Raw genomic sequence first — 26125 nt, 5'->3', positions numbered from 1 at the left:
CGGCGCGGGCGGCGGTCAGCGGAAGTGAGTGGCCTGCCAGTCGCGCAACGTGGCTTCGGCGCGACGGAAGTCGAAATCCTCGATGGCGCGTTGCAGTTCCTGCAGCAAGTTACCCGGCAACTGTGGCGTGCAGATCAGCAACGCGTGGTAGATCTTGTCGGCATCGTCGCTGGCAAACGCCGCCTGCAGGATCTGCACGCTGTCGTCGTCCAGCGCGAGACCATCGTCGACAATGACTTCGTCGCCCTCGCTGTCTTGCAGGAAGGCATGGATCGCGGTGGCGGTGCGCTGCATGGTGTCTTTGAGCGCAGTCAACGCAGAGGTGAGGTCGTGGCCTTCATTGATGCGGTTTTCCAGATCGCCGGCCGCACCCGCCAGCGCTGGTAATGCCAGCGACCCTGCGGCGCCGCGCAGCTTGTGCGCCAGCGCACCGATGGCGGCCAGTTCGTTGTTGCGCAGATGCTCGGCGGCGGTTTCGGCCGGGTCCGGATTGTCGCGTAGCAGTTTGAGCAGATAGCGCGCATACGGCTCGCGTTCGCGCCACAGGCTGCGTGCGCGCGCCGCATCCAATAGCTCCGAATCGGCGTGTTGCCACTCAGGGCCGGCGTGCAGCTCGGCCTGCGGGGCAAGCGCGGGAATGCGGTGCAGTGCAGGCTGCAGGAAATGGCGGATGGCAGCGATCAGTTCCTCCACGTTGAAGGGCTTGGCGATGAAACCGTTCATGCCGGCTTCCAGTGCTTTTTCCTGTTGCGGACGAAACGCACCGGCCGTGAGCGCAATCACCGGCAGACTGGCCAGGGCAGGGATCTGCCGCAGCCGTCGCGTGGCTTCATAGCCGTCCACCACCGGCATCTGCACATCCATCAGCACCAGATGAAAAAGATCCGGCGCGCGCTTGAGCGTGTTGATGGCCTGCTCGCCATCGTGCGCCACGGTGACCATGGCGCCTTCGCCTTCGAGAATGCGTTGTGCCACTTCGCAGTTGATCTCGCTGTCGTCCACCAGCAATAAATGCGCGCCTTCCAGCCGGCGTGCGACGAAGGCGGGTGTGGCGGCGCGCGCAGCGGCGCGCCCTTCGAACAGTTGTTCCACTAGACGATGCAGCGCTGCACTGGTCACTGGTTTGGTCATCACCGCGTCCAGACCCTGTTGCTCGGGATGTTGCTCCAGCAGGCGGCGCTCGTACGCGGTGACCATCACGATGACCGGATGCGGGCCGGGTGTTGCACGTGCGCGTATCTGGCGCGCGATCGCCACGCCATCGATATCGGGCATGCGCCAGTCGAGCAGGAAGATGTCGTAGGGCTCGCTGGCCTGTTCGATCGCCTGCAACGCGGCCTGGCCGTTGGCCACCGCATCCACACGCCAGCCGAGTTCGGTGGCGATACGCACCAGATTATTGAGCGCCGCATCGTGGTCGTCGGCGATCAGGACGCGTGGCATCGACTCCAACGGCAACGCCGGCAACTCGCGCTGTGCCTGCGGCGGTGCGGATTTTTCCAGCGTCACCACAAAATAGAATTCGCTGCCGCGGCCGGGCACGCTTTCAACTTCCAGTTCGCCGCCCATCAATTCGATCAAGCGTCGGCTGATGGTCAGGCCCAGGCCGCTGCCGCCGTAACGCCGGCTGGTGGAGGTGTCGGCTTGCAGAAACGGCGAAAAGATCAGGCTCTGCTTTTCCTTGGAAATGCCGATGCCGGTGTCGCGTACCGAGAACAACAGCTTGAGCTTGTTCGGGTCGCCACTGGGGAAGCGCCGCACCGACAGCACCACCTCGCCCTGTTCGGTGAACTTGATCGCATTGCCGACCAGATTGACCAGCACCTGATTGATGCGCAGTGCATCGCCGAGCAGCCAGCGGCTGTCGCGCGGCAAGGGTTCGACAATCATTTCCACCGGCTTGGCGCTGAGCGAAGAACGCATCAGGTCGGCGATATTGTCGAACAGCTGGTTGAGGTCGAACGGTGCGCGTTCCAGATCGATGCGCCCGGCTTCGATCTTGGAAAAATCCAGGATGTCGTTGATGATCTCCAGCAGCGAGCGTGCAGACCGATCGATCTTGGCGACCATGTCCAGCGCCGCAACAGGCAGCTCGCTGCGTTGAAGCAGATAAAGCATGCCCAGGATGGCATTCATCGGGGTGCGGATTTCGTGGCTCATGTTGGCCAGGAAATCGGACTTGGACTGGTTGGCGCTCTTGGCCGCGTCCATCGCCAGACGCAGCTGTTTTTCGTGCAGTTTCTGCTCGGTGAGATCCACCGCCACGCCCAGGTAGCCGATCACCTGATCGTTGTCGTCGCGCAAGGTGCTCAGCGTGAGCAACACCGGTAGGTGACGGCCTTCGTGACTGACGTAGGTCCATTCGCTGGTGTCGCTGCGGCCGAGGCTGGTCAGCGCGGCCACCGCTTCCAAGGTGTGCGCCACCGGTGTGCCGGTCTGGTCGGCCAGCATGTGCGCGCGCTCCTGCAGTTCTTCCGGCTCGATGAACTGGCTGGCCTTGCGCCGGCCGATCACCTCTTCGGCCTTGTAACCCAGCAATTTTTCTGCAGCTGGGTTGAACAGCGTGACAAAGCCGCTGGAATCGGTGGCGATGATGGCGTAACCGGCGTGCGCCAGAATCGCGCGCTGCAGCGCGGAGAATTTCACCAATTCGCTGGTGCGCTCGGCCACCTGGTGTTCGAGCGATGCATTGAGCTCGACGATGCGCTGGTGCGAGCGCACCCGCTCGGAGATGTCGCGGAAGAAATGCGAATGCCCGGTAAGGGTGTCGTCGCCTTCGAGGATCGGCGCCTTGCTGGCCAGCACATAGACTGCGTGGCTATCGCGGTGGCGCATGATCTGCGCTGCAGAGGTCATCACCGGATGCGGCTCGTCGGGGTGCTCGACTTCCGGGACCGCATACGGTTGCGGCAACAACAGCGTTGCCAAGGTGCGGCCGATCGCCTCTTCCGAGCTGTAACCGAACATCGTTTCGGCAGCCGGATTCCAGTGCGTGATGCGTCCATCCGGGGTTTCGGCAACGATCGCTTCGCTGGAGTTGCTGACCAGTGCAGCCAGTTCCATCTGTTTGCGCAGCACTTCTTCGCGGCGCAATCCGTTGCTGAAATACAGCCAGAGCAGCGCGGCGAACAGCACCGAGCCACCCATCACCAGGCTGCCCATCAACCACGGCGAGGTCTGATGGAGCGAGGCGAGAAAGCTGGCAGTGGGGTGGGCGGTGATGATCCAGGTGCGCCCATAGATCGGCAGCAACTGGACAATCGGCGGACGACGCGCACTGTCGCTCGACGGCGTGCCGCTGCGATAGAACGTGTGGGTCGGCTCGTTCTTGTCGGACAGATCCAGCGCAACGTCGTCGCGTTCGCCCAGGGTGCTTTGCACCATCTGTTCGACGCTGAAAGGCGCGTAGACCCAGCCGGTGGTCGCAAGCATGCGTTGTTGCGGCGTCTGCAGCGGCATGCCTTCGCGATAGACCGCCAGCAGCACCAGAAATCCGCTTTCGCTGGGAATGCGATACCCCGACAGCGAGACCGGCGAGGTCATGATTGGCTCACCGCTGCGCGATGCCTGCAAGGCAGCGGCACGCCGGCGCGGCTCGGAGGCGATGTCCAACCCGAGCGGCCGGTTGCCCGAGGACTCGGGTTCAAAATACAGCACCATGAAACGTTCGCCATCCCAGGGCGCCAATGGGCGACGATGGATATCGGGCGCACCGTCGGCACGCGCAGCCTGCAGAAAGGCCGCTTCGTCGGCGGGCGCCACGCGATGGATATAGCCGTAACCCAGCACACCGGGAAACTCGCGCGAATAATCGCGCGAGCGGCTGTACTGGGTGAAGCGATCGCGACTGATGAGCCCGCTGCCTGCGCCGATCACCGCGCCGCGTGCGCCGCGCAAGCCATGTTCGAAGGTATACATGCGCTCGCTGATGTTGCGCGACAGGTTGCGCACCACATCGTTGAAACGCTGCTCACGCTCGAGTTCGTTATGCCGATGCACCGCAAGCCCGGTCAGGATGGCGGCGATCAAACCTGCGGTGAGAATCAGCAGTGCACCGATCGAGGTACGGCGCCCGTACTTCCTGCGCAGATCCCAGCGGCCATTCGGCATCTTGTTTCCTTTGCCTTGCTGTTGCGTGCCCAGTGTCCTGGCCGACGGCGAGGTCGACCTCGTGGTACCGCTTGAAGATCATCCAGTCCGTGCAGCACTCCCCTGGTGCTGCAACGTGCCATTGGTGGCCGGCAAATAATAGGTGGCCGTCAGCGGCTGGCCGTGATTGGGCAGCTGTCAGTGAGTGATCACGTCACTGCCAGTGCATCAGAACGCAAGCCAGATCGACAGCGCATGAAGAGCAAGGCCAATCAATCCACCAACCAGCGTTCCATTGAACCGAATGTATTGCAGATCGCGTCCGACACCCAATTCCAATTGTTCGACGAGGTGACGTTCGTCCCAACTTTTCATCGTCGATGCAATATGTTCGGTCACCGAGACACGCAAGCGCGAGGTGAGTTTGTCAGCAGCCTGCAACATATGCTGATTGAGTGCTTCACGCAGTGAGGGGTCCGACGACAACGCCTGGCCGAGCGATTGCATCGAGCGCTCCATATGCGCGGCCATCGACGATTGTTCACGTGCCAGGTCGTTGCGCAGCGCATCGCGAATCTCGCCCCACAGGCCTTGCACATACTCCTGCAGCGCAGGATGTTCGATCGCGCGCTGCTTGAGCTCTTCCACGCGCACGGCCATTTCCGGCTCGTCGCGCAGGCGCGCAATGTAGCGCTGCAGCCACGCCTCGTAGTCGAGCCTGATTGGGTGCTCGGGCGTCTTGAGAATGTCTTGCAGTTCTTCGATCGCTGCACGTGTCATGCGGTCGGCCAGGCTGTCGCCGATCTCTTCGATCGGCTTGACCCAGTTCACCGTGCCGACCAGCTTGGGCCACTCGCGGCGTGCGTAGCGCACGATCAATGCCGAGGCACGCGTCTTGACCTGTTCCTGGTCCAGCCATTCGCCCAGCCGCAGCAGGACTTCATCCAGCAACTTCTGATGGCGGCCGTCGGTGGTGAGCAGCGCCATCACATCGCCGGCGGTTGCGGCGGCATTCCATTTGCGCAGGCGGTCGACGACGAAGCGTTGGATCGCGCCACGCACGGCTTCTTCGTCCAGCAACTCCAGCGCCTGCTGCATCCAGCCGCGCGCCATCTGCGCGAGCATGCGGGCCTGCTCGGGTTTGGCCAGCCATTCGCCGAGCCGGCTGGCAGGGTCGAACACGCGCAGCTTGTCCATCAATGCATCGGGGGCGAGAAACTGGTCGCGCACGAAACCGGCCAGGCCGTCGGCCAGGCGGTCCTTGCCGCGCGGCAGGATGGCGGTATGCGGAATCGGCAGCCCCATCGGGCGGCGGAACAAGGCCACCACCGCAAACCAGTCGGCCAGCGCACCGACCGTGGCCGCCTCGCAAAAGGCCGACACCCAGGCCCAGATGCCTTGCTCGCCCATCAGGTGACTGACGACAAAGCCGGCAAACATGGCCACCAACAGGGCCACCGCCAACAGCTTCATGCGCTGCAGCTGGGCACGACGGGGATCGATGGGGCGGGGAGTGCTGACGCTTGGTTCCATGGCCTGAGTGTACCCAGTCGCGTGCGGATGGCATGTCCACGGCGATGCCTGACAACGCTGCTGGCGTGGTCGTAGGAGCGCCCTCGGGCGCGATGAGGCTTTCCCGGTAACGCCATCGCGCCCGAGGGCGCTCCTACGGGTGGTTACACCGATCGGTCGCGCGCGGGTTGCCGTTCGCGATTGCGGCGTGATGGTTCGGTAGGAGCGCGCTTGCGCGCGATGGCGTTACCGGGAAAGCCCATCGCGCCCAGGTGCGCTCCTACGGGTGACGCGCTGCGGTCTGTCGTGCACTCAGCCGCGCAGACGCTCCAGCTGCGACTGCAGCGCAGCTACCTTGGCCAGCAGCGCGGTGTTTTCGGTTTCCAGCTCGGTGACGCGGCGTTGCAGCGCTTTCACATCGCGGCGTTCGGCTTCGCCACCTTCGGCTTCCTCGGATTTGGGTTTGCGCTTGGCATCGCGCACCCGTTTGGCGGCCTGCTTGAGCTCGGCCTTGCCGGCCTGCGCGGCGGCGCGTTGCTCGTCCTCGGACAAGGTCGCCACGGCGGCGGCGGCGCTGATCGAAATCTCGCCGGCCCGCACGGCCTGCACCACTTCCGGGGCGGCCTGTTTGTGAATGCGCTCGATCATCACCACCTGGTTGTTGCTCAGGCGCGCCTCGCGCGCCAGCTCGGCGCGGCTGACCGGGGTGGAGGTCTCTTCCCACGGTGGGCTGTCGCTGTCATCGGTGCTGCGTGCGGCGCTGTCATCGAGGCCGGTGTCGGGCTGGTCATCGCCGACCACCGGCGCTTCGGCAGCGGCGTCGGCATCGCGCTGGGTACGTTGGCGCGCAGCCAGGATCTCGCGCTTGCGCAGCGCCAGCACGCCACGCTGGAAGTCCGACACGCTGCGCCGGCCCAGGTGCTGCTCGATCATCCACAGATGCACGTCCTGCATCGACTGGAAACGCGGGTTCTGCACGGTCTGGAACGGCAGATCGTGCTTCTGGCAGATGCCGTAGCGGTTGTGGCCATCCACCAGCACATCGCCCCACAACACCAACGCATCGCGGCAGCCCTCGGCCAGCAGGCTGCGTTCCAGCGCCTCGTGCTCGTCGGGCGTCAGCGGGTCGATATAGGCCTTGAGTTCTTCTTTGACAACGATGTTCATGCGGCAACTGCGGGGAAGTGCGGGGCCGGCATTGTAGTGAGCCTGCTCCGGCTTTGCGCGCTTGACCGCGACGCGCCCGGGCGCTACACGCGGGCGCTTACGCAGCCGTCATCAAGCCGCTGTCATCAAGCAATGCTGCGCAGGATCCTGCCCAGCGTTTCGACGATCTGCCCGATCTGCTCGGGCGTGACGATCAGCGGTGGCGACAACGCGATGACATCGCCGGTGACGCGCACCAGCAGGCCGCCGTCATGGAAGCAGCGCTCGAACACCTCGTAGCCACGTGCGCCCGGCGCACCGTCGCGCGGTGCCAGCTCGATCGCGCCGATCAGGCCGACGTTGCGGATGTCGATCACGTGCGGCAGCCCGCGCAGGCCGTGCAGCGCGTCTTCCCACTGCGGGCCTAGCGTGATCGCGCGCGAAAACAGATCCTCTTCGGCGTAGACGTCCAGCGTGGCGATCGCCGCGGCGCAGGCCAGCGGGTGGCCGGAATAGGTGTAGCCGTGGAAGAGTTCGATCGCCGCTTCCGGCCCGTGCATGAAGACAGCGTGGATCGTATCGGCCACCACCACTGCGCCCATCGGCACGGTGCCGCTGGTCAGGCCCTTGGCGGCGGTGATCAGGTCCGGGGTGACGCCGAAGCGCTGCGCCGCAAAGGCCTCGCCGACCCGCCCGAAGCCGGTGATCACTTCGTCGAATACCAGCACGATGCCGTGGCGGTCGCAGATGGCGCGCAGCCGTTGCAGATAGCCTTCCGGCGGCAGGATCACGCCGGCCGAGCCGGACACCGGTTCGACGAACACCGCGGCGATGGTGGAGGCGTCGTGCAAGGTGATCAGCCGTTCCAGATCGTCGGCCAGCTCGGCGCCGTGCGCGGGCAGGCCACGTGAGTAGGCATTGCGTTCGATATCGAGCGTGTGCCGCAGATGGTCGGTGCCGGCCAGCAGCGGGCCGAACCATTTGCGGTTGTTGGGCAGCCCACCGATCGACATGCCGCCGAAGCCGACCCCGTGATACGCCTTCTCGCGGCCGATGAAGCGGGTGCGCTGGCCCTCGCCGCGCAGGCGGTGATAGGCCAGCACGATCTTCATCGCGCTATCCACCGCCTCCGAGCCGGAGTTGGTGAAGAACACATGGCCTAGCCCGGGCGGGGCGATCGCGGCCAGCCGCTGCGCCAGCACGAACGGCAGCGGCGAACCCATCTGGAAGGTCGGCGCAAAATCCAGCGTGCCGGCTTGCGCGCGGATCGCCGCCACGATGCGCTCGCGGCCATGGCCGGCATTGCAGCACCACAGGCCGGCGGCGCCATCCAGGACCTGGCGGCCGTCGACATCGCGGTAATACATGCCGGCCGCCGAGGCCAGCAGGCGCGGGCGCGCCTTGAACTGGCGGTTGGCGGTGAACGGCATCCAGAACGCGTCCAATTGCGAGGGTGCCTGTAACGCATGCGCCTGATCGTTCAGCGGGTGGTCGTGCATTGCAGGCTCCATCGCGGGGATGGCATGACTGTACGGCAGGCGTCGCGTCGCCCGTCACCCCTGGGAATGCCCGATTGCGACGCCGATTCCGCGACACGCGTCGCGCGGCCTGCACGGACTAGTCAATTAGTCGCAGCGTCGGCCGCTAACCTCCGGGAATGCCTTGTGGCGCGGGCTGTGGCGGGACGCGGGCAGGGGATGGGGCTGGGTCGAAGCATTGCAAAGATCCAGTGATCGCCGATGATGCGCCAGACGACTGCCTGTTGGGCCTGGTAGTCGCTGCTGCCCTTATCGCAACACGCCAATCGATCGCAGCCATCAATCGTATTCGGGGCCGCTGACACACTCTTCGCGCAGTCGTTTGTCGGTCGCTCTACATCGCACTCATCGTATTTTTTGGGGAACGGAATGACACAAGGGTCCACCGTGGCGACAGCCAGCGCAGACGCCGGTCTGCTGTCCAAGGAGCGCATCATTGCGCGTCCGGGGTTCAATCGTTGGTTGGTTCCGCCGGCAGCGCTGGCGATCCATCTGTGTATCGGCATGGCCTACGGCTTCAGCGTGTTCTGGCTACCGTTGTCCAAGGCGCTGGGCATCACCGAGGCGATCGCGTGCCCGGCCGACATGGGCCTGTTCGCGCGCATGGTCGCCACCACCTGCGACTGGAAGATCAGCGAGCTGCAGTGGATGTACACGCTGTTCTTCGTGCTGCTGGGCTGCTCGGCGGCGATCTGGGGCGGTTGGCTGGAACGCGCCGGCCCGCGCAAGGCCGGTGTGGTCTCGGCGCTGTGCTGGTGCGGCGGCCTGGTGATTTCGGCCGCCGGCATCCACTTCCATCAGATCTGGATGCTGTGGCTGGGCTCGGGCGTGATCGGCGGGATTGGTCTGGGCCTGGGCTACATCTCCCCGGTGTCGACCCTGATCAAGTGGTTCCCCGACCGCCGCGGCATGGCGACCGGCATGGCGATCATGGGCTTCGGCGGCGGCGCGATGATCGGCAGCCCGCTGGCCGATGCGCTGATGCGCCACTTCGCCACGCCGACCTCGGTGGGCGTGATGGAAACCTTCCTGGTGATGGCGGCGCTGTACTTCGTCTTCATGATGGCCGGTGCGTTCGGCTACCGCGTCCCGCCGAGCGGCTGGACGCCCGCCGGCTGGACCGCACCGGTGGCCAGCAACAACGCCATGATCACCGCCAACCACGTGCACGTGAGCAAGGTCTGGGGCATCCCGCAGTTCTGGCTGCTGTGGGGCGTGCTGTGCCTGAACGTCTCGGCCGGTATCGGCGTGATCGGCATGTCCTCTCCGATGTTGCAGGAAGTGTTCGGCGGCCGGTTGATCGGCGTGGACGTCGGTTTCGGCAGCCTGGATCCGACCCAGCTGGCCAGCATCGCCGCCATTGCTGCCGGGTTTACCGGTCTGTTGAGCCTGTTCAATATCGGTGGCCGCTTCTTCTGGGCCAGCATGTCCGACAAGCTCGGCCGCAAGAACACCTACACGCTGTTCTTCGTGCTCGGCATCTGCCTGTACGCGGCGGCGCCGTCGGCCGGTGACGTGGGCGGCATCGCGCTGTTCGCCGGCATCTTCTGCATCATCCTGTCGATGTATGGCGGCGGCTTCGCCACCATTCCGGCGTATCTGGCCGACCTGTTCGGTACCCAGATGGTCGGTGCCATCCACGGCCGCCTGCTGACCGCCTGGGCCACCGCCGGCATCCTCGGCCCGGTGGTCGTCGGCTATATGCGTGAGTACCAGCTGGCCCACGGCAGCCCGCCGTCACAGGTCTACAACACCACCATGTACATCCTCGCCGGCATGTTGGTGCTCGGTCTGATCTGCAATCTGTTGGTGCGCCCGGTGGCCGCGCGCCACTTCATGACGCCCGACGAGTTGGCGCGCGAAAAGCAGCTGGCGCACGAGAAAGTGGACCGTAGCGGGCATGGCGTGTTGCCGCCCGAGCAAATGGCGCGCATCGGGCACGGCGGTAATCCTGCACTGGTGGCGTTTGCGTGGCTGGCGGTCGGTATCCCGATGCTGTTCGGTATCTGGGTCACGCTACAAAAAGCCTTCGTGCTGTTTCATTGAGATGAGATGACCACTTCGTCTGCCCGCTCCGTGCGCCCCGGTAGTGTGGTGCGCACGGTCCGTCGCCACCGCGGCGGTCGCAGCGCCACGGTGCAGGACATGGTGGCGGCCGAAATGCCGGTCGCCTTCAATTACAACGGCGTGCCATTCGCGGTGATGATGGCCACGCCGGAGGACCTGGAAGATTTCGCCCTTGGGTTTTCGTTGAGCGAAGGCATCGTCGATCACCCGCAAGACTTGCGGGTGATTGCAGTGGAGACCTTTCTGGAAGGCGCCTCGCTGCAGATCGAGATTCCACCCGAGCGCGCCGCCGCGTTGGACCAGCGGCGGCGCAATCTGGATGGACGCAGCGGTTGCGGGGTGTGCGGCAACGAATCCATCGAAGCGGTGTTGCGTGTGCCGCCGGTGCTGCAATCCTCGCTGCAGATCGATGTGGATGCATTGGCGCGTGCGTTGGATGCATTGCATGCGCAGCAGCCGATCGCCGCGCAGACCGGCGCGGTGCATGCCGCCGGTTGGGCCGATGCGCAAGGGGTTGTGCGCTACGTGCGCGAAGACGTTGGCCGGCATAACGCGCTGGACAAGTTGATTGGTGCATTGGCGCGCGACCGCATCGATGCAGCGCAAGGGTTTGCGGTTGTCACAAGCCGCGCCAGTTACGAAATGGCCATGAAAGCCGCGCAGGCCCGGATTCCGCTGCTTGCAGCGATTTCGGCACCGACCGCGCTGGCGATCAGCCTGGCCGACAGTGCGGGACTGACCCTTATCGGGTTTGCCCGCGATCACGATTGTGTCGTTTACAGCCATCCGCAGCGCCTGGATCTGGGCGTTGGCGTGGGAGAGCCCGCATGAGCAAGAAAACCATCCAGCAGTACGACAATCCCGCCGGCGGCTGGGGCGCATTGCGCTCGGTAGCCAAGCACCTGATGGAACAGGACATCGCGGTGCAGGGCGCCAAGACGCTGCTGCACGCCAACCAACCGGACGGCTTCGACTGCCCCGGCTGCGCCTGGCCCGATCGCGATCACACCTCCACCTTCGAATTCTGCGAGAACGGCGCCAAGGCCGTGGCGGCCGAATCCACCGCGCGTCGCGCCGGCAACGAGTTGTTCGCCGCGCACAGCGTCAGTCTGCTGTCGCAATACAGCGATTACTGGCTGGAAGGGCAGGGCCGCCTGACCCACCCGATGCGCTACGACGCGGCCACCGATCACTACGTGCCGGTGAGCTGGGACGATGCCTTCGCGCAGATCGCCGGGCACCTCAATGGCCTGGCGTCGCCGGACGAGGCGATCTTCTACACCTCCGGGCGCACCAGCAACGAGGCGGCGTTTCTGTATCAGTTGTTCGTGCGCGAGTTCGGCACCAACAACTTCCCCGACTGTTCCAACATGTGCCACGAGCCCTCCGGCACCGCGCTGCGTTCGCAGATCGGCGTGGGCAAGGGCACGGTGTCGCTGCACGACTTCGAACTGGCCGATGCCATCTTCATCTTCGGCCAGAACCCGGGCACCAATCATCCGCGCATGCTTGGCGAATTGCGCCAGGCCTCCAAGCGTGGCGCAGCGATTGCGGCGTTCAATCCGCTGCGCGAGCGCGGGCTGGAGAAGTTCGCCGACCCGCAGGACAAGCTGGAGATGCTGCACAACGGCTCCACGCGCATCGCCTCGGATTATTTCCAGCTCAAGATCGGCGGCGATCTGGCGGCGGTGAAGGGCATCATCAAGCATGTGCTCGAGCGCGATACGCAGGCACAGCGCGATGGCACGCCGCGTTTGCTGGATCTGGAGTTCATCGCCGAACACACCGCCAACTTCGACGCGTTTGCTGCCGACGTGCATGCGGAAGCCTGGGACACCATCGTCGAAGAGTCCGGCCTGGACGAAACGGCGCTGCGCAAGGCCGGCGAAATTTATCTCAACGCCGAGCGCGTGATCGCCTGCTGGGGGATGGGCATCACCCAGCACAAGCACTCGGTGGCCACCATCCACATGATCACCAACCTGCTGTTGCTGCGCGGCCATCTGGGCCGCCCCGGCGCAGGCGTATGCCCGGTGCGCGGGCACAGCAACGTGCAGGGTGACCGCACGATGATGATCTACGAAAAACCGCCGGCCGCATTCCTGGACAAGCTGCAATCGGTGTTCGGCTTTGCGCCACCGCGCGAAGACGGCTTCGACACCGTCGGTGCGATCGAGGCGATGCTGGACGGGCGCGGCAAGGTGTTCTTTGCGATGGGTGGCAACTTCGCCGCCGCCACGCCGGATACCGATGCCACGCATCGCGCGCTGCGCAATTGCGAACTCACCGTGCATGTCACCACCAAGCTCAACCGCAGCCACCTGGTGCATGGCCGCGATGCGTTGATCCTGCCGTGCCTGGGCCGTACCGAAATCGACATCCAGGATGCCGGCTCGCAAGGCGTGACGGTGGAAGATTCGATGAGCATGGTGCATCTGTCGGCCGGCATCAATCCGCCGGCCTCTCCGGACCTGCTGTCCGAGCCGGCGATCGTGGCGCGCCTGGCCGAGGCCACCTTGGGTCCGCGCAGTGCAATCCGCTGGCGTTGGTTGGTAGGCGACTACGACCGGGTGCGCGATCTGATCGCGCAGGTATTCCCGGACTTTGCCGACTTCAATCAGCGCGTGCGCACGCCGGGCGGATTTCGTCTGTCCAACACTGCGCGCGACCGCCAGTGGGTGACGCCCGAACAGCGCGCAGTGTTCAAGCCGCACGCAGTGCCCACCGACAACCCGATCCATCGCGCACGTCGCAGCCACAGCGACCAGATGGTGTTTACGCTGGCCACCACGCGCTCGCACGATCAATACAACACCACCATCTACGGCCTGGACGATCGCTATCGCGGCGTATTCGGCGAGCGCCGCGTGCTCTTCATCAACGGCGCCGACATCGCAGCGTTGAACATGAAGGCCGGCGACTGGGTGGACCTGGAAAGCCTGTGCGAGGACGGCGTACACCGCGAGGCGCGCCGCTTCCTGCTGGTGGACTACAACATCCCGCGCGGCTGTCTAGCGGCCTACTACCCGGAAACCAACGCGCTGGTGCCGCTATCCAGCTTCGCCGACGAAGCGCGCACGCCGACCTCCAAGTCGATTCCGGTGATCGTGCTGCCGCATCGCGCCGAAACGGCCGACGCGGCATCACGCGATATCGGGGCCGTGCTTGTCCGCTGATCCACAGCTCACCGCGCAGCTGCTCACAGCGCTGGCCGACGCACCCGATGGCGTGTCGCTGGCGCGGTTGTGCAAGCAATTGGGTGTGCGCATGAGCGTGCTGCTGCGCACATTGGCCTGGCTGGGCAGCGCCAGTCTTGATGGCCAACCTGGTCCGGGTTGGATCCAGGTGGAAGACCGCGGCGAGCGGCAATTCGCGCTGCTGACGCCTGCCGGGTTGGCAGCGCATGCGCAGCGCGAAACGGCGCAAGCGCCACACGTTGACTAAGAAAGTTGCTGGTTGTTTGCATGCAACCATGCACACCGACTTTCTCAACATGCACACCGACCATCTCGACTGGCCCTTGCCCGCCCACCGTCGCGGGACCTTACGCGGCATGGATGCCGCGTAAGAGCCTACACGGACGTACTTGCGGCGTGTCCCGCGACGGTGGGCGGGCGAGGGCCCTGCAGCAAAGCTGAAGATCATCGGCTCTAGAACTGATCTATCCGCAAGGGCAAATACTTCAAGACGACCGAGATTTCGAGTCGTCTCGTCGTTCGATGCAGTCAAATGCTTACGTCAAAAGCCTGGTTAGTCGAGAGCGCGGTGCCCTCACCGCTCGCGGGACACGCCGCAAGTACGTCCATGTAGGCTCGGTGGCGGCATCCATGCCGCCACACGGTCCCGCAATCGGTGAGGACACCGCACCAGATAGGTTGCTGGTTGCTCTGTCGAAAGCCATGCCTACCGACCATCTCGACTGGTCCTTGCCCGCCCACCGTCGCGGGACCTTACGCGGCATGGATGCCGCGTAAGAGCCTACATGGACGTACTTGCGGCGTGTCCCGCGACGGTGGGCGGGCAAGGACCCTGCAGCCAGGCCAAAGATCATCGGCTCTACAAGCGATCTATCTGCATCGTCCAAACGCTCCTAACTTTCCGTGTGTCCCACGATGCTGGGCGGGCAAGGGCCCTGCAGCCAAGCCGAAGATCGTCGGCTCTACAAGCGATCTATCCGCATTGTTCAAACGCTCCCTTACTTGCAGCGTGTCCCGCGATGGTGGGCGGGCAAGGGCTCTGCAGCCAAGCCGAAGATCATCCGCTCTACAAGTGATCTATCCGCACTCCTTCACCGCTTCAACCGAGATCTCACAGCCCTGCTGCCACAAAGAGGACGGTCACGCCTGTAACTTTTCCCAGGCCGGTTGGTCCGCGCAAACTGCTGCTGCAATCTGCCAGAATCGGCCATCTTGTCTTGTCTGGATGCCGATCAACGATGACTGCTGCCGCGCCGCTTGCTTCGCCCATCAATTCGCCTGCGCGCGTGCTGTTCGCCAGTTTGATCGGCACCACCATCGAGTTCTTCGATTTCTATATTTACGCCACTGCCGCGGTGCTGGTGTTCCCCACCTTGTTCTTTCCTGCCGGCGATGGCAGCGCCGCGATGCTGCAGTCGCTTGCGACATTTGCCGTCGCCTTTGTCGCGCGGCCGGTGGGCTCGGCCGTGTTCGGCCACTTCGGCGATCGGGTCGGGCGCAAGGCCACGTTGGTGGCGGCGCTGCTGACGATGGGCTTGTCCACGGTGGCGATCGGCTTGCTGCCCAGCTACGCGCAGATCGGCGTGTTTGCGCCCGCGCTGCTGGCGTTGTGCCGCTTCGGACAGGGCCTGGGTCTGGGCGGCGAATGGGGCGGGGCAGTGTTGCTTGCCACCGAAAACGCGCCGCCGGGTAAACGCGTGTGGTACGGCATGTTTCCGCAGCTGGGCGCGCCGCTGGGCTTTCTATTGTCCACTGGCACCTTCCTGGGCATGGGCGCAGTGCTCGACGATGCGCAGTTCATGCAGTGGGGCTGGCGGGTGCCGTTTCTGGCCAGTGCATTGCTGGTGCTGACCGGCTTGTGGGTGCGCCTGAGCATCACCGAGACACCCGATTTCCAGAAGACCCTGGACCACAAAACACGCGTACGCCTGCCATTGGGCACGGTGATCACCCAGCACTGGCCGGCCTTGATCATCGGCACGCTGGGTGCGTTCGCCACCTTTGTGCTGTTCTATCTGATGACGGTGTTCGCGCTGGGTTACGGCACCAAGACGCTGGGCTACGACAAGGAGCAGTTTCTGCTGCTGCAGATGGCCGGTATCGTCTTTTTCGCGATCGGCATTCCGCTTTCGGCCAAGTTTGGTGATCGCCATGGTGCACCGTTGGCGATGATGCTGGCCAGCATTGCGATCATCGTGTTCGGGCTGGCATTTGCGCCGCTGTTTCAGGCCAATCATCCGTTGCAGGTGTTGATCTTCCTGGGGTTGGGCTTCTTCTTCATGGGATTGACCTACGGCCCCTGCGGCACGCTGCTGGCCGAGTTGTATCCCACCGAGGTGCGTTACACCGGCGCCTCGTTGTCGTTCAATCTGGCCAGCATTCTGGGTGCGGCGCCGGCGCCGTATGTGGCCACGCAACTGGCCGCACGTTATGGCGTGCAGGCGGTCGGGCAGTATCTTGGGGGCGCTGCGGTGTTGAGTCTGTTGGCGTTGATCGCGGCGCGTGCGATGCGGCGCCGCTCCAGCGAAGCGCATCCGTTCGTGTAGGAGCGCGCTGACGCGCGATGAAGCGCTATCTCATGCTTGATTGCATGCGCCGGCAGGCGCTTGCTGAGCAGCTCAGCCGGCCTCGATCAGACTGCCAGACGAACCTGATTGCGACCGCCGGCCTTGGCCAGATACAGGTGCTTGTCCGCCTCGTTCAACAGATGATGCAGCGACTGGTCGCCTTCGCTGGCGATGCACACGCCGATGCTGACCGTCATGCTCAGCGTTTCGTCGCCCACGCGCACGCGCAAGGCACTGATGCGCTCACGCAAGGTTTCGAAATAGTCGCTGGCGTTGGCGACATCCAGCCCCGGTACCAGCAGGCAGAATTCTTCGCCGCCGAAGCGCGCTACCAGATCCTGCGGCCGCGCATGCCCGGAGACCGAGGCGGCCACCGCACGCAATGCCTGGTCCCCGGCTTCGTGGCCCCAGGTGTCGTTGATATGTTTGAAGTGGTCGATATCCACCATGGCCGCAGTCACCGTCTGATCCTGCGACAGCAAGGTGGGGATCACCCGCTGGCTCTGTTCCAGAAAATAGCGCCGATTGGGCAGGCCGGTGAGGAAGTCGCGGGTGGCCAGGTCCTGCAGCGTGCCGATCAGTTCCAGCTGGTCCACGTTCTGCGACACGCGGCAGAAGAATTCTTCGCGTGAGAAGGGTTTGCGCAGGAAATCGTTGGCACCGTTCTTGAGAAAACGCGGGATCAGCGACGAATCGCTGTTGCCGGAAATGCCGATCACGGCAACCTTGTCGCGTGAGCGGATCGCACGCAGCCGGCGGGTGAATTCCACGCCTTCCATGCCGGGCATTTCCTGATCGACGATGGTCAGGCGAATGCCGGGATCGCGCTCGATCGCCTGCAAGCCAGAGGCACCATCGGCAGCGAGCACCACGCGATAACCATACATCGACAGCAATGCGCCGGCATAGGTACGCGCAGACAAGGAGTCGTCCACCACCAATGCGGCGATACGCCGATTGCGCTCCAGGCGCTGCACCAGCCAGGCCAGATACTCGATCGCACCTGGCGCATTTTTGAGCACGTAATCGATGATCTGCTGCTGCAGCACGCGCTGGCGCAGATCCTCGTCGTAGACGCCGCTGACCACCACGGTGGGCAGTTTGCGCGAAAGGAAAAACTCCACGACCTTGTCGCGGTCGCCATCCACCAGCACCAGCCCGGTCAGGACCAGGAACCAACCATCTTCTTCGTCGAGTACGCGTGCCGCTTCGGCCAGGGTCGAGACAACCGTCACGGGCAGTTCCACACGTTGCTCAATGGCTTCGCGCAGCATGCTGGTGAACGTGCGCGAGTTTTCCACCAGCAACACGCGTTGCGGCAAGACTGCGCTTTCACTATTGCGATGTAAGGTGCCTGGGGACATCGGTTAGCCGTGCGGATCGAACCGTCATACCAGCTAGCGGCTCTGCTCGCCAAAACTTGAGCGCTTCGTCTCAAAGTGGCGAAGACTAAGAGCGGCTAACAAGACCTAGCGAGCGAGCGCCTGTCAGTGAGTGCAGTGGTTTTTGTCGGCCGCATCTTGGCGGATGAGGTCCAGATCAAACGCTGCGTGGGTCAAGGGCGCGGTGCCCTCACCGCTCGCGGGACACGCCGCAAGTACGTCCATGTAGGCTCGGTGGCGGCATCCATGCCGCCACACGGTCCCGCAAGCGGTGAGGACACCGCACCAGAGAGTTTGTCGGTTGCTTTCTTAAAGCTTGTCCATCGCTCGGCTTACATTGAGAAGATGAATCAGGCGTGCCGTTATCTAAGCAACCCACGTAAGGCATTGCTTGCACCATGCACACCGATCATCTTGACTGGTCCTTGCCCGCCCACCGTCGCGGGACCTTACGCGGCATGGATGCCGCGTAAGAGCTTACAAGGACGTACTTGCAGCGTGTCCTGCGATGGTGGGCGGGCAAGGGCCCTGCAGCCAAGTCGCAGCTCAGCAGCTCTGCAATCGAACAACGTGAAGTAGTTTGGTCAGCCGCTCTTGGGCGCAGATCACCACAGCGCATCGCGTAGCCGGTACCAGCTCATCGCCGCCACCAGTAGCGGGGTGCGCAGCCGCCGTCCGCCAGGGAAGGGCAGATGCGGGATGCGCTCGAACACGTCCAGACGCTGGCTTTGACCGGTGATGGCCTCGGCGATGACATGACCGGCAAGGCCGGTGGCTGCCACGCCATGGCCGGAGAAACCCTGCGCGAAATACACATTGGCCGCCAGCCGGCCCCAGTGCGGGGCGCGGTTGCGCGAGATGTCCACGTAGCCGCCCCACAGCGTTTCCAGCGGCACATCGCGCAACTGCGGGAACACCGTGTGCATGCGCTGCGTCATCAAACGGTTCAAGCCGGGCGGCGGGCGCGAGGAATAACTGGCGCGGCCGCCGAACAGCAGCCGGTGGTCGGCGCTGAGCCGGTAATAGTCCAGCGCCCAATTGGTATCGGCCACGGCCATGTCGTTGGCGATCAAGGCGCGTGCGCGCGCTTCGCCCAGCGGCGGCGTCGCGCCGACATAGGTGCCTACCGGCATGATGTGGCGCTCCAACGATGCGGAAATGCCGTGCAGCAAGGCGTTTCCTGCAATCACGCCGAAGTCGGCGCTGACGCTGCCCTGGGCGGTGTGCATCAGCACGCGGTCGCCGTGTTGCAGCCGGGTCACCGCCGAGCCTTCGTAGATGCGCACGCCGGCCTCCAGCGCCGCACGCGCCAGCCCGAGCGCGTAGGCCAGCGGATGCAGATGGCCGCTGGCCGGGTCGAACATCGCGCCCAGATACAGCGGGCTGTCCAGTACCTGCCGGGTGCGGGTGCGGTCCCACCATTCCAGTGGGTAGTCGTAGCGCTCGGCCATGCGCACGATGCCGTGCTGCAAGGCCTGCACCTGGCGCGGTTTCAGCGGCACGTGGGCGTGACCGTCGCGCCAGTCGCAGGCGATGGCATGACGCTCGATGCGCGCGCGCAGCAGGCGCATGCCGTCGCGTGAGAAGTCGAACAACAGCCGCGCATCGGCATTGCCGACCAGTGCTTCCAGCGTTTCCTGCTCGCAGCCGTAGCCCACGATGGCCTGGCCGCCGTTGCGCCCGGACGCGCCCCAGCCGATGCGCCTGGCTTCCAGCACGATGACCTTGTAGCCGGCCTCGGCCAGGGCCAGGGCCGCAGTGAGGCCGGTGTAGCCGGCGCCGAGAATGCAGACATCGGCGCGTTCAACGCCTTGCAGGCGCGGCTGCTCCGGCAAGGCGGGCGTGCTGCGCGCGTACCAACTGTCGGGATAGCCGTTGCCCGGCGTGTCGGTGTCTGGCAGTGATGTGGCCGTGCGGCTCATCAAACGGTCCGCAGATACCGGGCGTAATCCAGATCCGGCACCAGCGCCTGGTAGTCGAGCAATTCGCGTTGTTTCTGCTGGCCGAACACATGCTGGAACTGGCTGCCCAACTGCTCGCCGATGAAAGGGCTGGCGCCAAATGCATCGACTGCGCCTTGCCAGGTGCGCGGCTGGAACACCGCTTGCGCATAGGCATTGCCGGTGACTGGCGCAGTCGGCTCGCAGGGGTGCTGCAGGCCATCCAGCATGGCGGCGAGCACCGCGGCGGCGGCCAGATACGGGTTGGCGTCCGCGCCGGCGATGCGGTGTTCGATCCGGGTATTGCGTGCATCGCTATGCGGGATGCGCAGCGCCACGGTGCGATTGTTGAAGCCCCAGCTCGCATCCAAGGGCACGAAGGCATTGCTGACGAAGCGTCGATAACTATTGGCGTGCGGTGCGAACACCAGCAGCGAGGCATCCGCATGCCGCTGCAGCCCGGCGATGGCGTGGCGCAGACTGTCTGCCGGCGCATCGGCATGACTGGCAAACACGTTGCGACCGTCGGCATCGAGCACGCTCACGTGCAGATGCAGCCCGCTGCCGGCCTGGCCGGGGAAGGGCTTGGCCATGAAGCTGGCGAGCTTGCCCTGCTGCTGCGCGATCGCCTTGATGGTGCGCTTGAGCAGCAGTGCCTCGTCGCAGGCGGCCACCGCGTCGGCGCGATGCTGCAGGTTGATTTCGAACTGCCCGGGCGCGTATTCGGCCACCGCCGTATCGGCGGGGATGCCTTGTTGCCGGCAGGCGGTGGTCACCGCATCGGTGAAGTCGCGCTGGTCGTCCAGGTCCTGCAGCGAATAGACCTGGGTGCTGTCGCTGCGCACGCCGGTGACCGGGTCGCGCGGGGTCTGCGGACGCCCCTGCGCATCGGCCACCGCGTCGAACAGATAGAACTCCAGTTCCACCGCGATCACCGGGGTCAGGCCGAGCGCGGCAAAGCCACGCAACACACGCTGCAGCACCGCGCGTGGTGCGACCTCGAACACGCTGCCATCGGGGTTGTGCATCGCCAGCAGCAGCTGCGCCATCGGCTGCGGTGCCCACGGCACCGGGCGCAGCGAGCCTGCGATCGGCCGGCAGATGCGGTCGGCATCGCCGATGGCGTAGCCCAGCCCGGTCTCTTCCACGGTATTGCCGGTGATGTCGGTGGCGATCAGCGACATCGGCAGGCACACGCCATCGCGATAGATCTTGCTCAGTGCTTCGCCTGTCACACGTTTGCCACGCAGTACGCCGTTGGTGTCGGGCAGCAGCAGGTCGACGGATTCGCAGCCATCGATGCGAGCCAGCGTGGCGGCATCGGCAGCAGGCAAGGACGCGGCGAAGTTTTCGGAAGCCATGGGCACCACCTGCGAAGTCGCCGCCCAGCCTAGCAAAGCCTGCGTGAGCAGTCGCAACCGCAGTCGCGTTGCGCTTGGCAATGCGTGCGGCGGCGCGGTAAGTTCGGCTGCATCGCAAGTGCATTGCACCTGACGTTCAACGCTCTACACCGGGATGTCTGCATGGCTGTCGTTCCACTGGTCGGGTTGCCGACCGATCGCATCCAAGGGCCGCATCCGTTTCTGGCCGCTGGCGAAAAATACATTCGCGCGGTGGTGGAGGCGGCGGGCGCGATGCCGGTGTTGCTGCCGAGCCTGCAGCCCACGCTGGATGCAGACGTGTGGCTGGATCGGTTGGATGGCCTGTTGCTCACTGGTGCGGTGAGCAATGTCGAGCCGCATCACTACAGCGACGAGCCCAGTTGGGAAGGCAACCTGCATGATCCCGCACGCGATGCCACCAGCCTTGGCCTGATCCCGCAGGCGCTTGCACGTGGCCTGCCGGTGCTGGCGATCTGCCGCGGCCTGCAGGAGGTCAACGTGGCGCTGGGCGGGCGCTTGCATCAACGCGTGCATGAGGTGCCCGGCCTGGCCGATCATCGCGAAGACCGCAGCGCACCGCTAGACACGCAGTACGGCCCTGCGCATCTGGTGCAGCTGCAGCCCGGCGGCTGGTTGGCTGGCATGAGCGAGACCGCGCAGGTGTTGGTGAATTCGTTGCACGGGCAGGGTATTGCGAAGCTCGCCGATGGGCTGGTGGTCGAAGCCACTGCACCGGATGGCCTGATCGAAGCCTTTCGCGGCGCCGGGCCGGGCTTTTTGCTCGCGGTGCAATGGCATCCGGAGTGGCGTGTCACACAGCATCCGTTCTACCGTGCCATCTTTCAGGCCTTCGGCGAGGCCTGTCGTCAATACGCCGCTCAACGCGGTCAGTGAGGTTGCATGTCCATCCGCACACGTTCGCGCAAATCCACGCCCAAGCAGCCGGAGAGCGCGCTGCGCCGCTGGCTCAAGGAGCGCAACATCACCGAGGTGGAGTGCCTGGTGCCGGACATCACCGGCAACGCGCGCGGCAAGATCATCCCAGCCGACAAGTTCTCGCACGACTACGGCACCCGCCTGCCGGAAGGCATCTTCGCCACCACCGTCACCGGCGACTTCCCCGACGATTATTACGAGCTGACCTCGCCATCGGATTCGGACATGCATCTGCGCCCGGACGCCTCCACCGTGCGCATGGTGCCGTGGGCCGCCGACCCCACCGCGCAGGTCATACACGATTGCTACACCAAAGATGGGCAGCCGCACGAACTGGCGCCACGCAACGTGCTGCGTCGCGTGCTGGACGCCTATGCCGAGGTGAAGCTGCAACCAATGGTGGCGCCGGAGCTTGAATTCTTTCTGGTGCAGAAGAACACCGACCCGGATTTCCCGTTGCTGCCGCCGGCGGGGCGCTCCGGCCGCCCGGAAACCGCGCGGCAGTCGTATTCGATCGATGCGGTCAACGAGTTCGACCCGATCCTGGATCTGATGTACGACTACTGCGATGCGATGGAACTGGACGTGGATACCTTGATCCACGAATCCGGCGCGGCGCAGCTGGAGGTCAACTTCACCCATGCCGATGCGCTGTCGCGCGCCGATCAGGTCTTCATGTTCAAGCGCACCATGCGCGAGGCCGCGTTGCGGCATGGCGTGTACGCCACGTTTCTGGCCAAACCCATGGAAACCGAGCCGGGCAGTGCGATGCATATCCACCAGAGCCTGTTGCATACCGGCACTGGCAAGAATGTGTTCAGCGGCAAGCGCGAAGGCGGCTTCAGCGACACCTTTGCGCATTATCTCGGTGGCCTGCAGAAATACATTCCGATGGCGATGGGGTTGCTGGCGCCCAACGTCAATTCGTACCGGCGGCTGATGTTCGGCGAGGTGTCGCCGAGCAATGTGCTGTGGGGGTTCGACAATCGCACCTGCGGGTTGCGCGTACCGATCGACACCCCGCACAACATGCGTGTGGAAAGCCGCTTTGCCGGCTCCGATGCCAATCCGTATCTGGCGATGGCAGCGACCTTGGCGTGCGGGTTATTGGGCATCCGCGAAAAGCTGGAACCGACCGCGCCGATCAGCAGCAACGGCAAGGAGCAGGGATACGATCTGCCGCGCTCGCTGGGTGAAGCTCTAGACGGATTGGAGGGTTGCGATGCATTGCAGGAGATGCTGGGGCGGCGCTTTGTGCGTGCCTATATCTCGGTGAAGCGGAAGGAATACGAGACGTTCTTTCGTGTCATCAGTTCGTGGGAACGGGAGTTCTTGCTGTTGAATGTCTGAGGCGTTCGAGTCGCCCGGTGTGGCGCGCACGATTCCCTTCTCCCATCGGGAGAAGGTGCCCGAAGGGCGGATGAGGGTACGGCGTATAAGGATGCCTGACGCCTCGCACGTTGGACATTGCGCACCGCCCCGACCGCGCGTTTTCACGCCCTGTTCGGTGCGCGCCACTGAAAGCATTTTGTGCCCTGCCGATCGACCGTAGACTGCACGTACCCCGCAGCCGGAGTGCCCATGGATCCGCAAGCACTGAAGACCTTGCAGCAACTCGATGCCGCCCATCACCTGCACCCGTTCAACGACAACGCGGCATTGGCCGACAAGGGCACGCGCATCCTGACGCGCGGGCAGGGCGTGTATGTTTGGGATGCGGACGGCAACAAGTTGCTGGATGCATTCGGCGGCTTGTGGTGCGTGAATGTCGGCTACGGGCGCAAGGAGCTGGCACAGGCAGCGGCGCGGCAGATGGAGCAGTTGGCGTACTACAACAGCTTCTTTCAGTGCACCACCGAGCCCACCATCCATCTCGCCGCCAAGCTGGCGGAGCTGACGCCGGGCGATTTGAACCATGCGTTCTTCGCCAACTCCGGCTCGGAGGCCAACGACACCATCCTGCGGCTGGTGCGGCACTTCTGGGCGGTGCAGGGGCAGCCGGAAAAACGCATCTTTATCGGCCGCCACGACGGCTATCACGGCACCACCATGGCCGGTGCCAGCCTGGGTGGCATGAAAGGCATGCACAAGCAAGGCGGCTTGCCGATTCCGGATATTCATCACATCGCGCCGCCGTATCACTTTGGCGATGGCGGCGAGCTCGATCCAGAAGAATACGGGTTGCTGGCAGCGCGCCGCTTGGAAGAAAAGATTCTGCAGCTCGGCCCCGAGCACGTGGCGGCCTTCATCGGCGAGCCGATCATGGGCGCGATCGGGGTCTACATCCCGCCGCGCAGTTACTGGCCGGAAATCGAGTGCATCTGCCGGCGCTACGATGTGCTGCTGGTCGCCGACGAAGTGATCTGCGGCTTCGGCCGCACCGGTGCCTGGTTCGGTGCGGATTACTTCGGCTTCCAGCCCGATGTGATGACGCTCGCCAAGGGCATCACCTCCGGCTATATCCCGTTGGCGGCAGCGATGTTCAACGATCGCGTGGCCGGTGTGCTCAAGACGCACGGCGGCGAGCTGGCGCATGGCGGCACCTATTCCGGGCATCCGGTGTGTGCGGCGGTGGCGTTGGAGAATGTGCGCCTGTTGCAGGACGAGGGCATTGTGGAGACCGCACGCACCCGGATTGCGCCGTATCTGGCACAGCGCTGGGCCGAGCTGGGCGAACATCGCCTGGTGGGCGAGGCACGCATCGCCGGGCTGGTCGGCGCACTGGAACTGGTGCCGGACAAGCGCCAACGCGGCACGTATTTTCCCGAGCGCGGCCGGGTAGGGGCGCTGTGCCGCGACTTCGCGCTGCGGCGCGGGCTGATCCTGCGCGCGACTTACGACGCCATGCTGCTGTCGCCGCCGTTGATCATCACCTGCGAGCAGGTCGATGAGCTGTTCGACAAGGCGTGGGCGGCGCTGGAAGACACCGCGCAGGCGCTGGGCAGATGAGTTGCCACAACGCAGTGCGCCGCGTCTGACGGGTGCGCACAACGTGTAGAACCTGCAATGGTCGAATGCGACAAGCCGCCCCGCACAACGGCCGCGCCCGCCAGGTGCTGAACACAGCCGTTTTGATAGCTGCTACAGGCCAGGGAAATAAGCTGGGCAAACAGAAACCCGATGCGTAGGCTGGAACGCTCACCGGCCACACCGCCGGCCCCGCCATGACCGCACTGCTTTGGAGATCCACATGACGTTGCGACTGCTCGCCCTGACGCTGTCCACCACCTTGTTGGCCGCCTGCGGTGGCGGCACTGCGCCAGGTAATGCCGACGCACGGGCCAAGGTGCTCAACGTCTACAACTACTCGGACTACATCGCCGAAGACACCATTCCCGCGTTCGAAAAGAGCAGCGGCATCAAGGTCACCTACGACGTGTTCGACAGCGACGAGATGGTGGAAGCCAAACTGCTCGCCGGCGGCAGCGATTACGACGTGGTGGTGCCCACGCTGAGCTTCTTCGGCCGGCAGATCCAGGCCGGGGTGTTCCTGCCGCTGGACAAGAGCAAGATCCCCAACCTGGTCAATCTGGATCCGGACATCATGCGCCGCATCGCCGCGCAGGATCCGGGCAATGCCTTTGGCGTGCCGTACATGATCGGCACCACCGGCATCGGCTACAACGTGGACAAGCTCAAGGCCATCTTCGGCAGCACCGAGGTCGCCAACAGCTGGGATCTGGTATTCAAGCCGGAAAATCTGTCGAAGTTGAAGGACTGCGGCGTCACCATTCTCGACACGCCCTCGGACATGATTCCGATCGCGCTCAATTATCTGGGTCTGGATCCGCACAGCACGGTGCCGGCGGAGATCGAAAAAGCCGCCGCGTTGATCAAGACGATTCGCCCGTATGTGCAGAACTTCCACTCCAGCCAGTACGTGACTTCGCTGGCCAACGGCAATACCTGTCTTGCAGTTGGCTGGTCGGGCGACATCATCCAGGCGCGCGACCGCGCAGTGGAGGCCGGCAACACCGTCAAGGTGGCCTATTCGATCCCGAAGGAAGGCGCGCCGCAGTGGTTCGACATGCTGGCCATTCCCAAGGACGCCAAGCACCCCGACAACGCTTACGCCTTCATCAATTATCTGTTGAAGCCGGAGGTGGCCGCAGCCAACAGCAACTTCATCCACTACGCCAATCCGGTGCGCACCGCCACCCCGCTGGTGGATGCGGCGATCCGCAACGACTCCACCATCTACCCGCCGCCGGAGGTGACCGCCAAGATGTTCACCTATGCGATCAATCCGCCGGAAGTGGACCGGCTGTACACACGGCTGTGGACCGAGATCAAGACCGGTCGTTGAGGCGGCGGCGGGTTGAAGGCGCGGCCGCGTAGCCAGGTCTTCATAAAGAACCAATCAGTCCAA

At 64.4% G+C, this 26125-nt stretch carries 16 protein-coding genes; 9 read left to right on the top strand and 7 right to left on the bottom strand.

Annotated elements, in window-relative coordinates:
* Nucleotides 1–15: 15 nt before the first annotated feature.
* The 4 genes from NMB96_RS19300 to aptA form a co-directional block, all read right to left on the bottom strand.
* The gene (locus NMB96_RS19300; protein WP_023904295.1) at nucleotides 16–4110 is read right to left on the bottom strand and encodes a CHASE domain-containing protein; all 4095 of its coding nucleotides are present in this window, start codon (nucleotides 4108–4110) and stop codon (nucleotides 16–18) included.
* A gap of 207 nt (nucleotides 4111–4317) precedes the next feature.
* Nucleotides 4318–5622, bottom strand: a complete 1305-nt coding sequence (locus tag NMB96_RS19295) for a DUF445 domain-containing protein (protein WP_255085429.1) — start codon at nucleotides 5620–5622, stop codon at nucleotides 4318–4320.
* 291 nt (nucleotides 5623–5913) lie between these two features.
* Complete coding sequence (locus tag NMB96_RS19290; RefSeq protein ID WP_255085428.1) at nucleotides 5914–6768, bottom strand: plasmid replication/partition related protein; 855 nt, start codon at nucleotides 6766–6768, stop codon at nucleotides 5914–5916.
* A 125-nt stretch (nucleotides 6769–6893) separates the two neighbouring features.
* Entirely contained in the window at nucleotides 6894–8258 is a 1365-nt protein-coding gene (gene aptA, locus NMB96_RS19285; RefSeq protein WP_183086736.1) for an omega-aminotransferase AptA, read from the bottom strand.
* A gap of 396 nt (nucleotides 8259–8654) precedes the next feature.
* Between aptA and NMB96_RS19280 the strand changes: the two genes are divergently transcribed.
* From NMB96_RS19280 to NMB96_RS19260, 5 genes are all read left to right on the top strand, one after another.
* Nucleotides 8655–10331: an OFA family MFS transporter gene (locus NMB96_RS19280; protein ID WP_006449708.1), complete on the top strand. Its 1677-nt coding sequence runs from the start codon at nucleotides 8655–8657 to the stop codon at nucleotides 10329–10331.
* Between the two features lie 6 nt (nucleotides 10332–10337).
* The gene (fdhD, locus tag NMB96_RS19275) at nucleotides 10338–11183 is read left to right on the top strand and encodes a formate dehydrogenase accessory sulfurtransferase FdhD (RefSeq protein ID WP_255085427.1); all 846 of its coding nucleotides are present in this window, start codon (nucleotides 10338–10340) and stop codon (nucleotides 11181–11183) included.
* Nucleotides 11180–13528, top strand: coding sequence for an FdhF/YdeP family oxidoreductase (locus NMB96_RS19270; RefSeq protein ID WP_023904290.1), 2349 nt, complete (start codon nucleotides 11180–11182; stop codon nucleotides 13526–13528). Before fdhD ends, NMB96_RS19270 begins: the two co-directional genes overlap by 4 nt.
* A complete protein-coding gene (locus tag NMB96_RS19265) occupies nucleotides 13518–13796 on the top strand; it encodes a hypothetical protein (protein WP_023904289.1) in 279 nt (92 codons plus the stop codon). The genes NMB96_RS19270 and NMB96_RS19265 overlap by 11 nt, the downstream gene beginning before the upstream one ends.
* Nucleotides 13797–14787: 991 nt before the next feature.
* Nucleotides 14788–16095, top strand: a complete 1308-nt coding sequence (locus NMB96_RS19260; RefSeq protein WP_023903886.1) for an MFS transporter — start codon at nucleotides 14788–14790, stop codon at nucleotides 16093–16095.
* A gap of 86 nt (nucleotides 16096–16181) precedes the next feature.
* On the opposite strand, the gene NMB96_RS19255 is transcribed toward NMB96_RS19260, so the two are convergent.
* From NMB96_RS19255 to NMB96_RS19245, 3 genes are all read right to left on the bottom strand, one after another.
* On the bottom strand, nucleotides 16182–17480 hold the full coding sequence (locus NMB96_RS19255) for a diguanylate cyclase (RefSeq protein WP_023903885.1): 1299 nt from the start codon (nucleotides 17478–17480) through the stop codon (nucleotides 16182–16184).
* Between the two features lie 623 nt (nucleotides 17481–18103).
* Complete coding sequence (locus NMB96_RS19250; RefSeq protein ID WP_023904277.1) at nucleotides 18104–19420, bottom strand: NAD(P)/FAD-dependent oxidoreductase; 1317 nt, start codon at nucleotides 19418–19420, stop codon at nucleotides 18104–18106.
* Nucleotides 19420–20799: a glutamine synthetase family protein gene (locus NMB96_RS19245; RefSeq protein ID WP_183086738.1), complete on the bottom strand. Its 1380-nt coding sequence runs from the start codon at nucleotides 20797–20799 to the stop codon at nucleotides 19420–19422. Before NMB96_RS19245 ends, NMB96_RS19250 begins: the two co-directional genes overlap by 1 nt.
* A 162-nt stretch (nucleotides 20800–20961) precedes the next feature.
* Between NMB96_RS19245 and NMB96_RS19240 the strand changes: the two genes are divergently transcribed.
* The 4 genes from NMB96_RS19240 to NMB96_RS19225 all read left to right on the top strand — a co-directional run bounded on the left by NMB96_RS19240 (nucleotide 20962) and on the right by NMB96_RS19225 (nucleotide 26062).
* Nucleotides 20962–21714 carry a gamma-glutamyl-gamma-aminobutyrate hydrolase family protein gene (locus NMB96_RS19240; protein ID WP_023904274.1) on the top strand — a complete coding sequence of 251 codons (753 nt, stop codon included), beginning with the start codon at nucleotides 20962–20964 and terminating at the stop codon, nucleotides 21712–21714.
* A gap of 6 nt (nucleotides 21715–21720) precedes the next feature.
* On the top strand, nucleotides 21721–23106 hold the full coding sequence (locus NMB96_RS19235) for a glutamine synthetase family protein (RefSeq protein WP_255085426.1): 1386 nt from the start codon (nucleotides 21721–21723) through the stop codon (nucleotides 23104–23106).
* Between the two features lie 231 nt (nucleotides 23107–23337).
* Nucleotides 23338–24705 carry an aspartate aminotransferase family protein gene (locus NMB96_RS19230; RefSeq protein ID WP_023904272.1) on the top strand — a complete coding sequence of 456 codons (1368 nt, stop codon included), beginning with the start codon at nucleotides 23338–23340 and terminating at the stop codon, nucleotides 24703–24705.
* A 241-nt stretch (nucleotides 24706–24946) separates the two neighbouring features.
* Nucleotides 24947–26062, top strand: a complete 1116-nt coding sequence (locus NMB96_RS19225; RefSeq protein WP_023904271.1) for a polyamine ABC transporter substrate-binding protein — start codon at nucleotides 24947–24949, stop codon at nucleotides 26060–26062.
* Nucleotides 26063–26125 lie beyond the last annotated feature (63 nt).

It is taken from the genome of Xanthomonas hortorum, assembly GCF_024339125.1.
GTDB classification, from domain to species: Bacteria; Pseudomonadota; Gammaproteobacteria; order Xanthomonadales; family Xanthomonadaceae; genus Xanthomonas; species Xanthomonas hortorum.
This window is presented reverse-complemented; position numbering and strand designations above follow the sequence as displayed.

What these genes read in the sequence shown, in the direction of transcription:
- NMB96_RS19300 (WP_023904295.1), bottom strand. Translation starts at nt 4,110, where the DNA reads ATGCCGAATGGCCGCTGGGATCTGCGCAGGAAGTACGGGCGCCGTACC.
- NMB96_RS19295 (WP_255085429.1), bottom strand. Translation starts at nt 5,622, where the DNA reads ATGGAACCAAGCGTCAGCACTCCCCGCCCCATCGATCCCCGTCGTGCC.
- NMB96_RS19290 (WP_255085428.1), bottom strand. Translation starts at nt 6,768, where the DNA reads ATGAACATCGTTGTCAAAGAAGAACTCAAGGCCTATATCGACCCGCTG.
- aptA (WP_183086736.1), bottom strand. Translation starts at nt 8,258, where the DNA reads ATGGAGCCTGCAATGCACGACCACCCGCTGAACGATCAGGCGCATGCG.
- NMB96_RS19280 (WP_006449708.1), top strand. Translation starts at nt 8,655, where the DNA reads ATGACACAAGGGTCCACCGTGGCGACAGCCAGCGCAGACGCCGGTCTG.
- fdhD (WP_255085427.1), top strand. Translation starts at nt 10,338, where the DNA reads ATGACCACTTCGTCTGCCCGCTCCGTGCGCCCCGGTAGTGTGGTGCGC.
- NMB96_RS19270 (WP_023904290.1), top strand. Translation starts at nt 11,180, where the DNA reads ATGAGCAAGAAAACCATCCAGCAGTACGACAATCCCGCCGGCGGCTGG.
- NMB96_RS19260 (WP_023903886.1), top strand. Translation starts at nt 14,788, where the DNA reads ATGACTGCTGCCGCGCCGCTTGCTTCGCCCATCAATTCGCCTGCGCGC.
- NMB96_RS19255 (WP_023903885.1), bottom strand. Translation starts at nt 17,480, where the DNA reads ATGTCCCCAGGCACCTTACATCGCAATAGTGAAAGCGCAGTCTTGCCG.
- NMB96_RS19250 (WP_023904277.1), bottom strand. Translation starts at nt 19,420, where the DNA reads ATGAGCCGCACGGCCACATCACTGCCAGACACCGACACGCCGGGCAAC.
- NMB96_RS19245 (WP_183086738.1), bottom strand. Translation starts at nt 20,799, where the DNA reads ATGGCTTCCGAAAACTTCGCCGCGTCCTTGCCTGCTGCCGATGCCGCC.
- NMB96_RS19240 (WP_023904274.1), top strand. Translation starts at nt 20,962, where the DNA reads ATGGCTGTCGTTCCACTGGTCGGGTTGCCGACCGATCGCATCCAAGGG.
- NMB96_RS19235 (WP_255085426.1), top strand. Translation starts at nt 21,721, where the DNA reads ATGTCCATCCGCACACGTTCGCGCAAATCCACGCCCAAGCAGCCGGAG.
- NMB96_RS19230 (WP_023904272.1), top strand. Translation starts at nt 23,338, where the DNA reads ATGGATCCGCAAGCACTGAAGACCTTGCAGCAACTCGATGCCGCCCAT.
- NMB96_RS19225 (WP_023904271.1), top strand. Translation starts at nt 24,947, where the DNA reads ATGACGTTGCGACTGCTCGCCCTGACGCTGTCCACCACCTTGTTGGCC.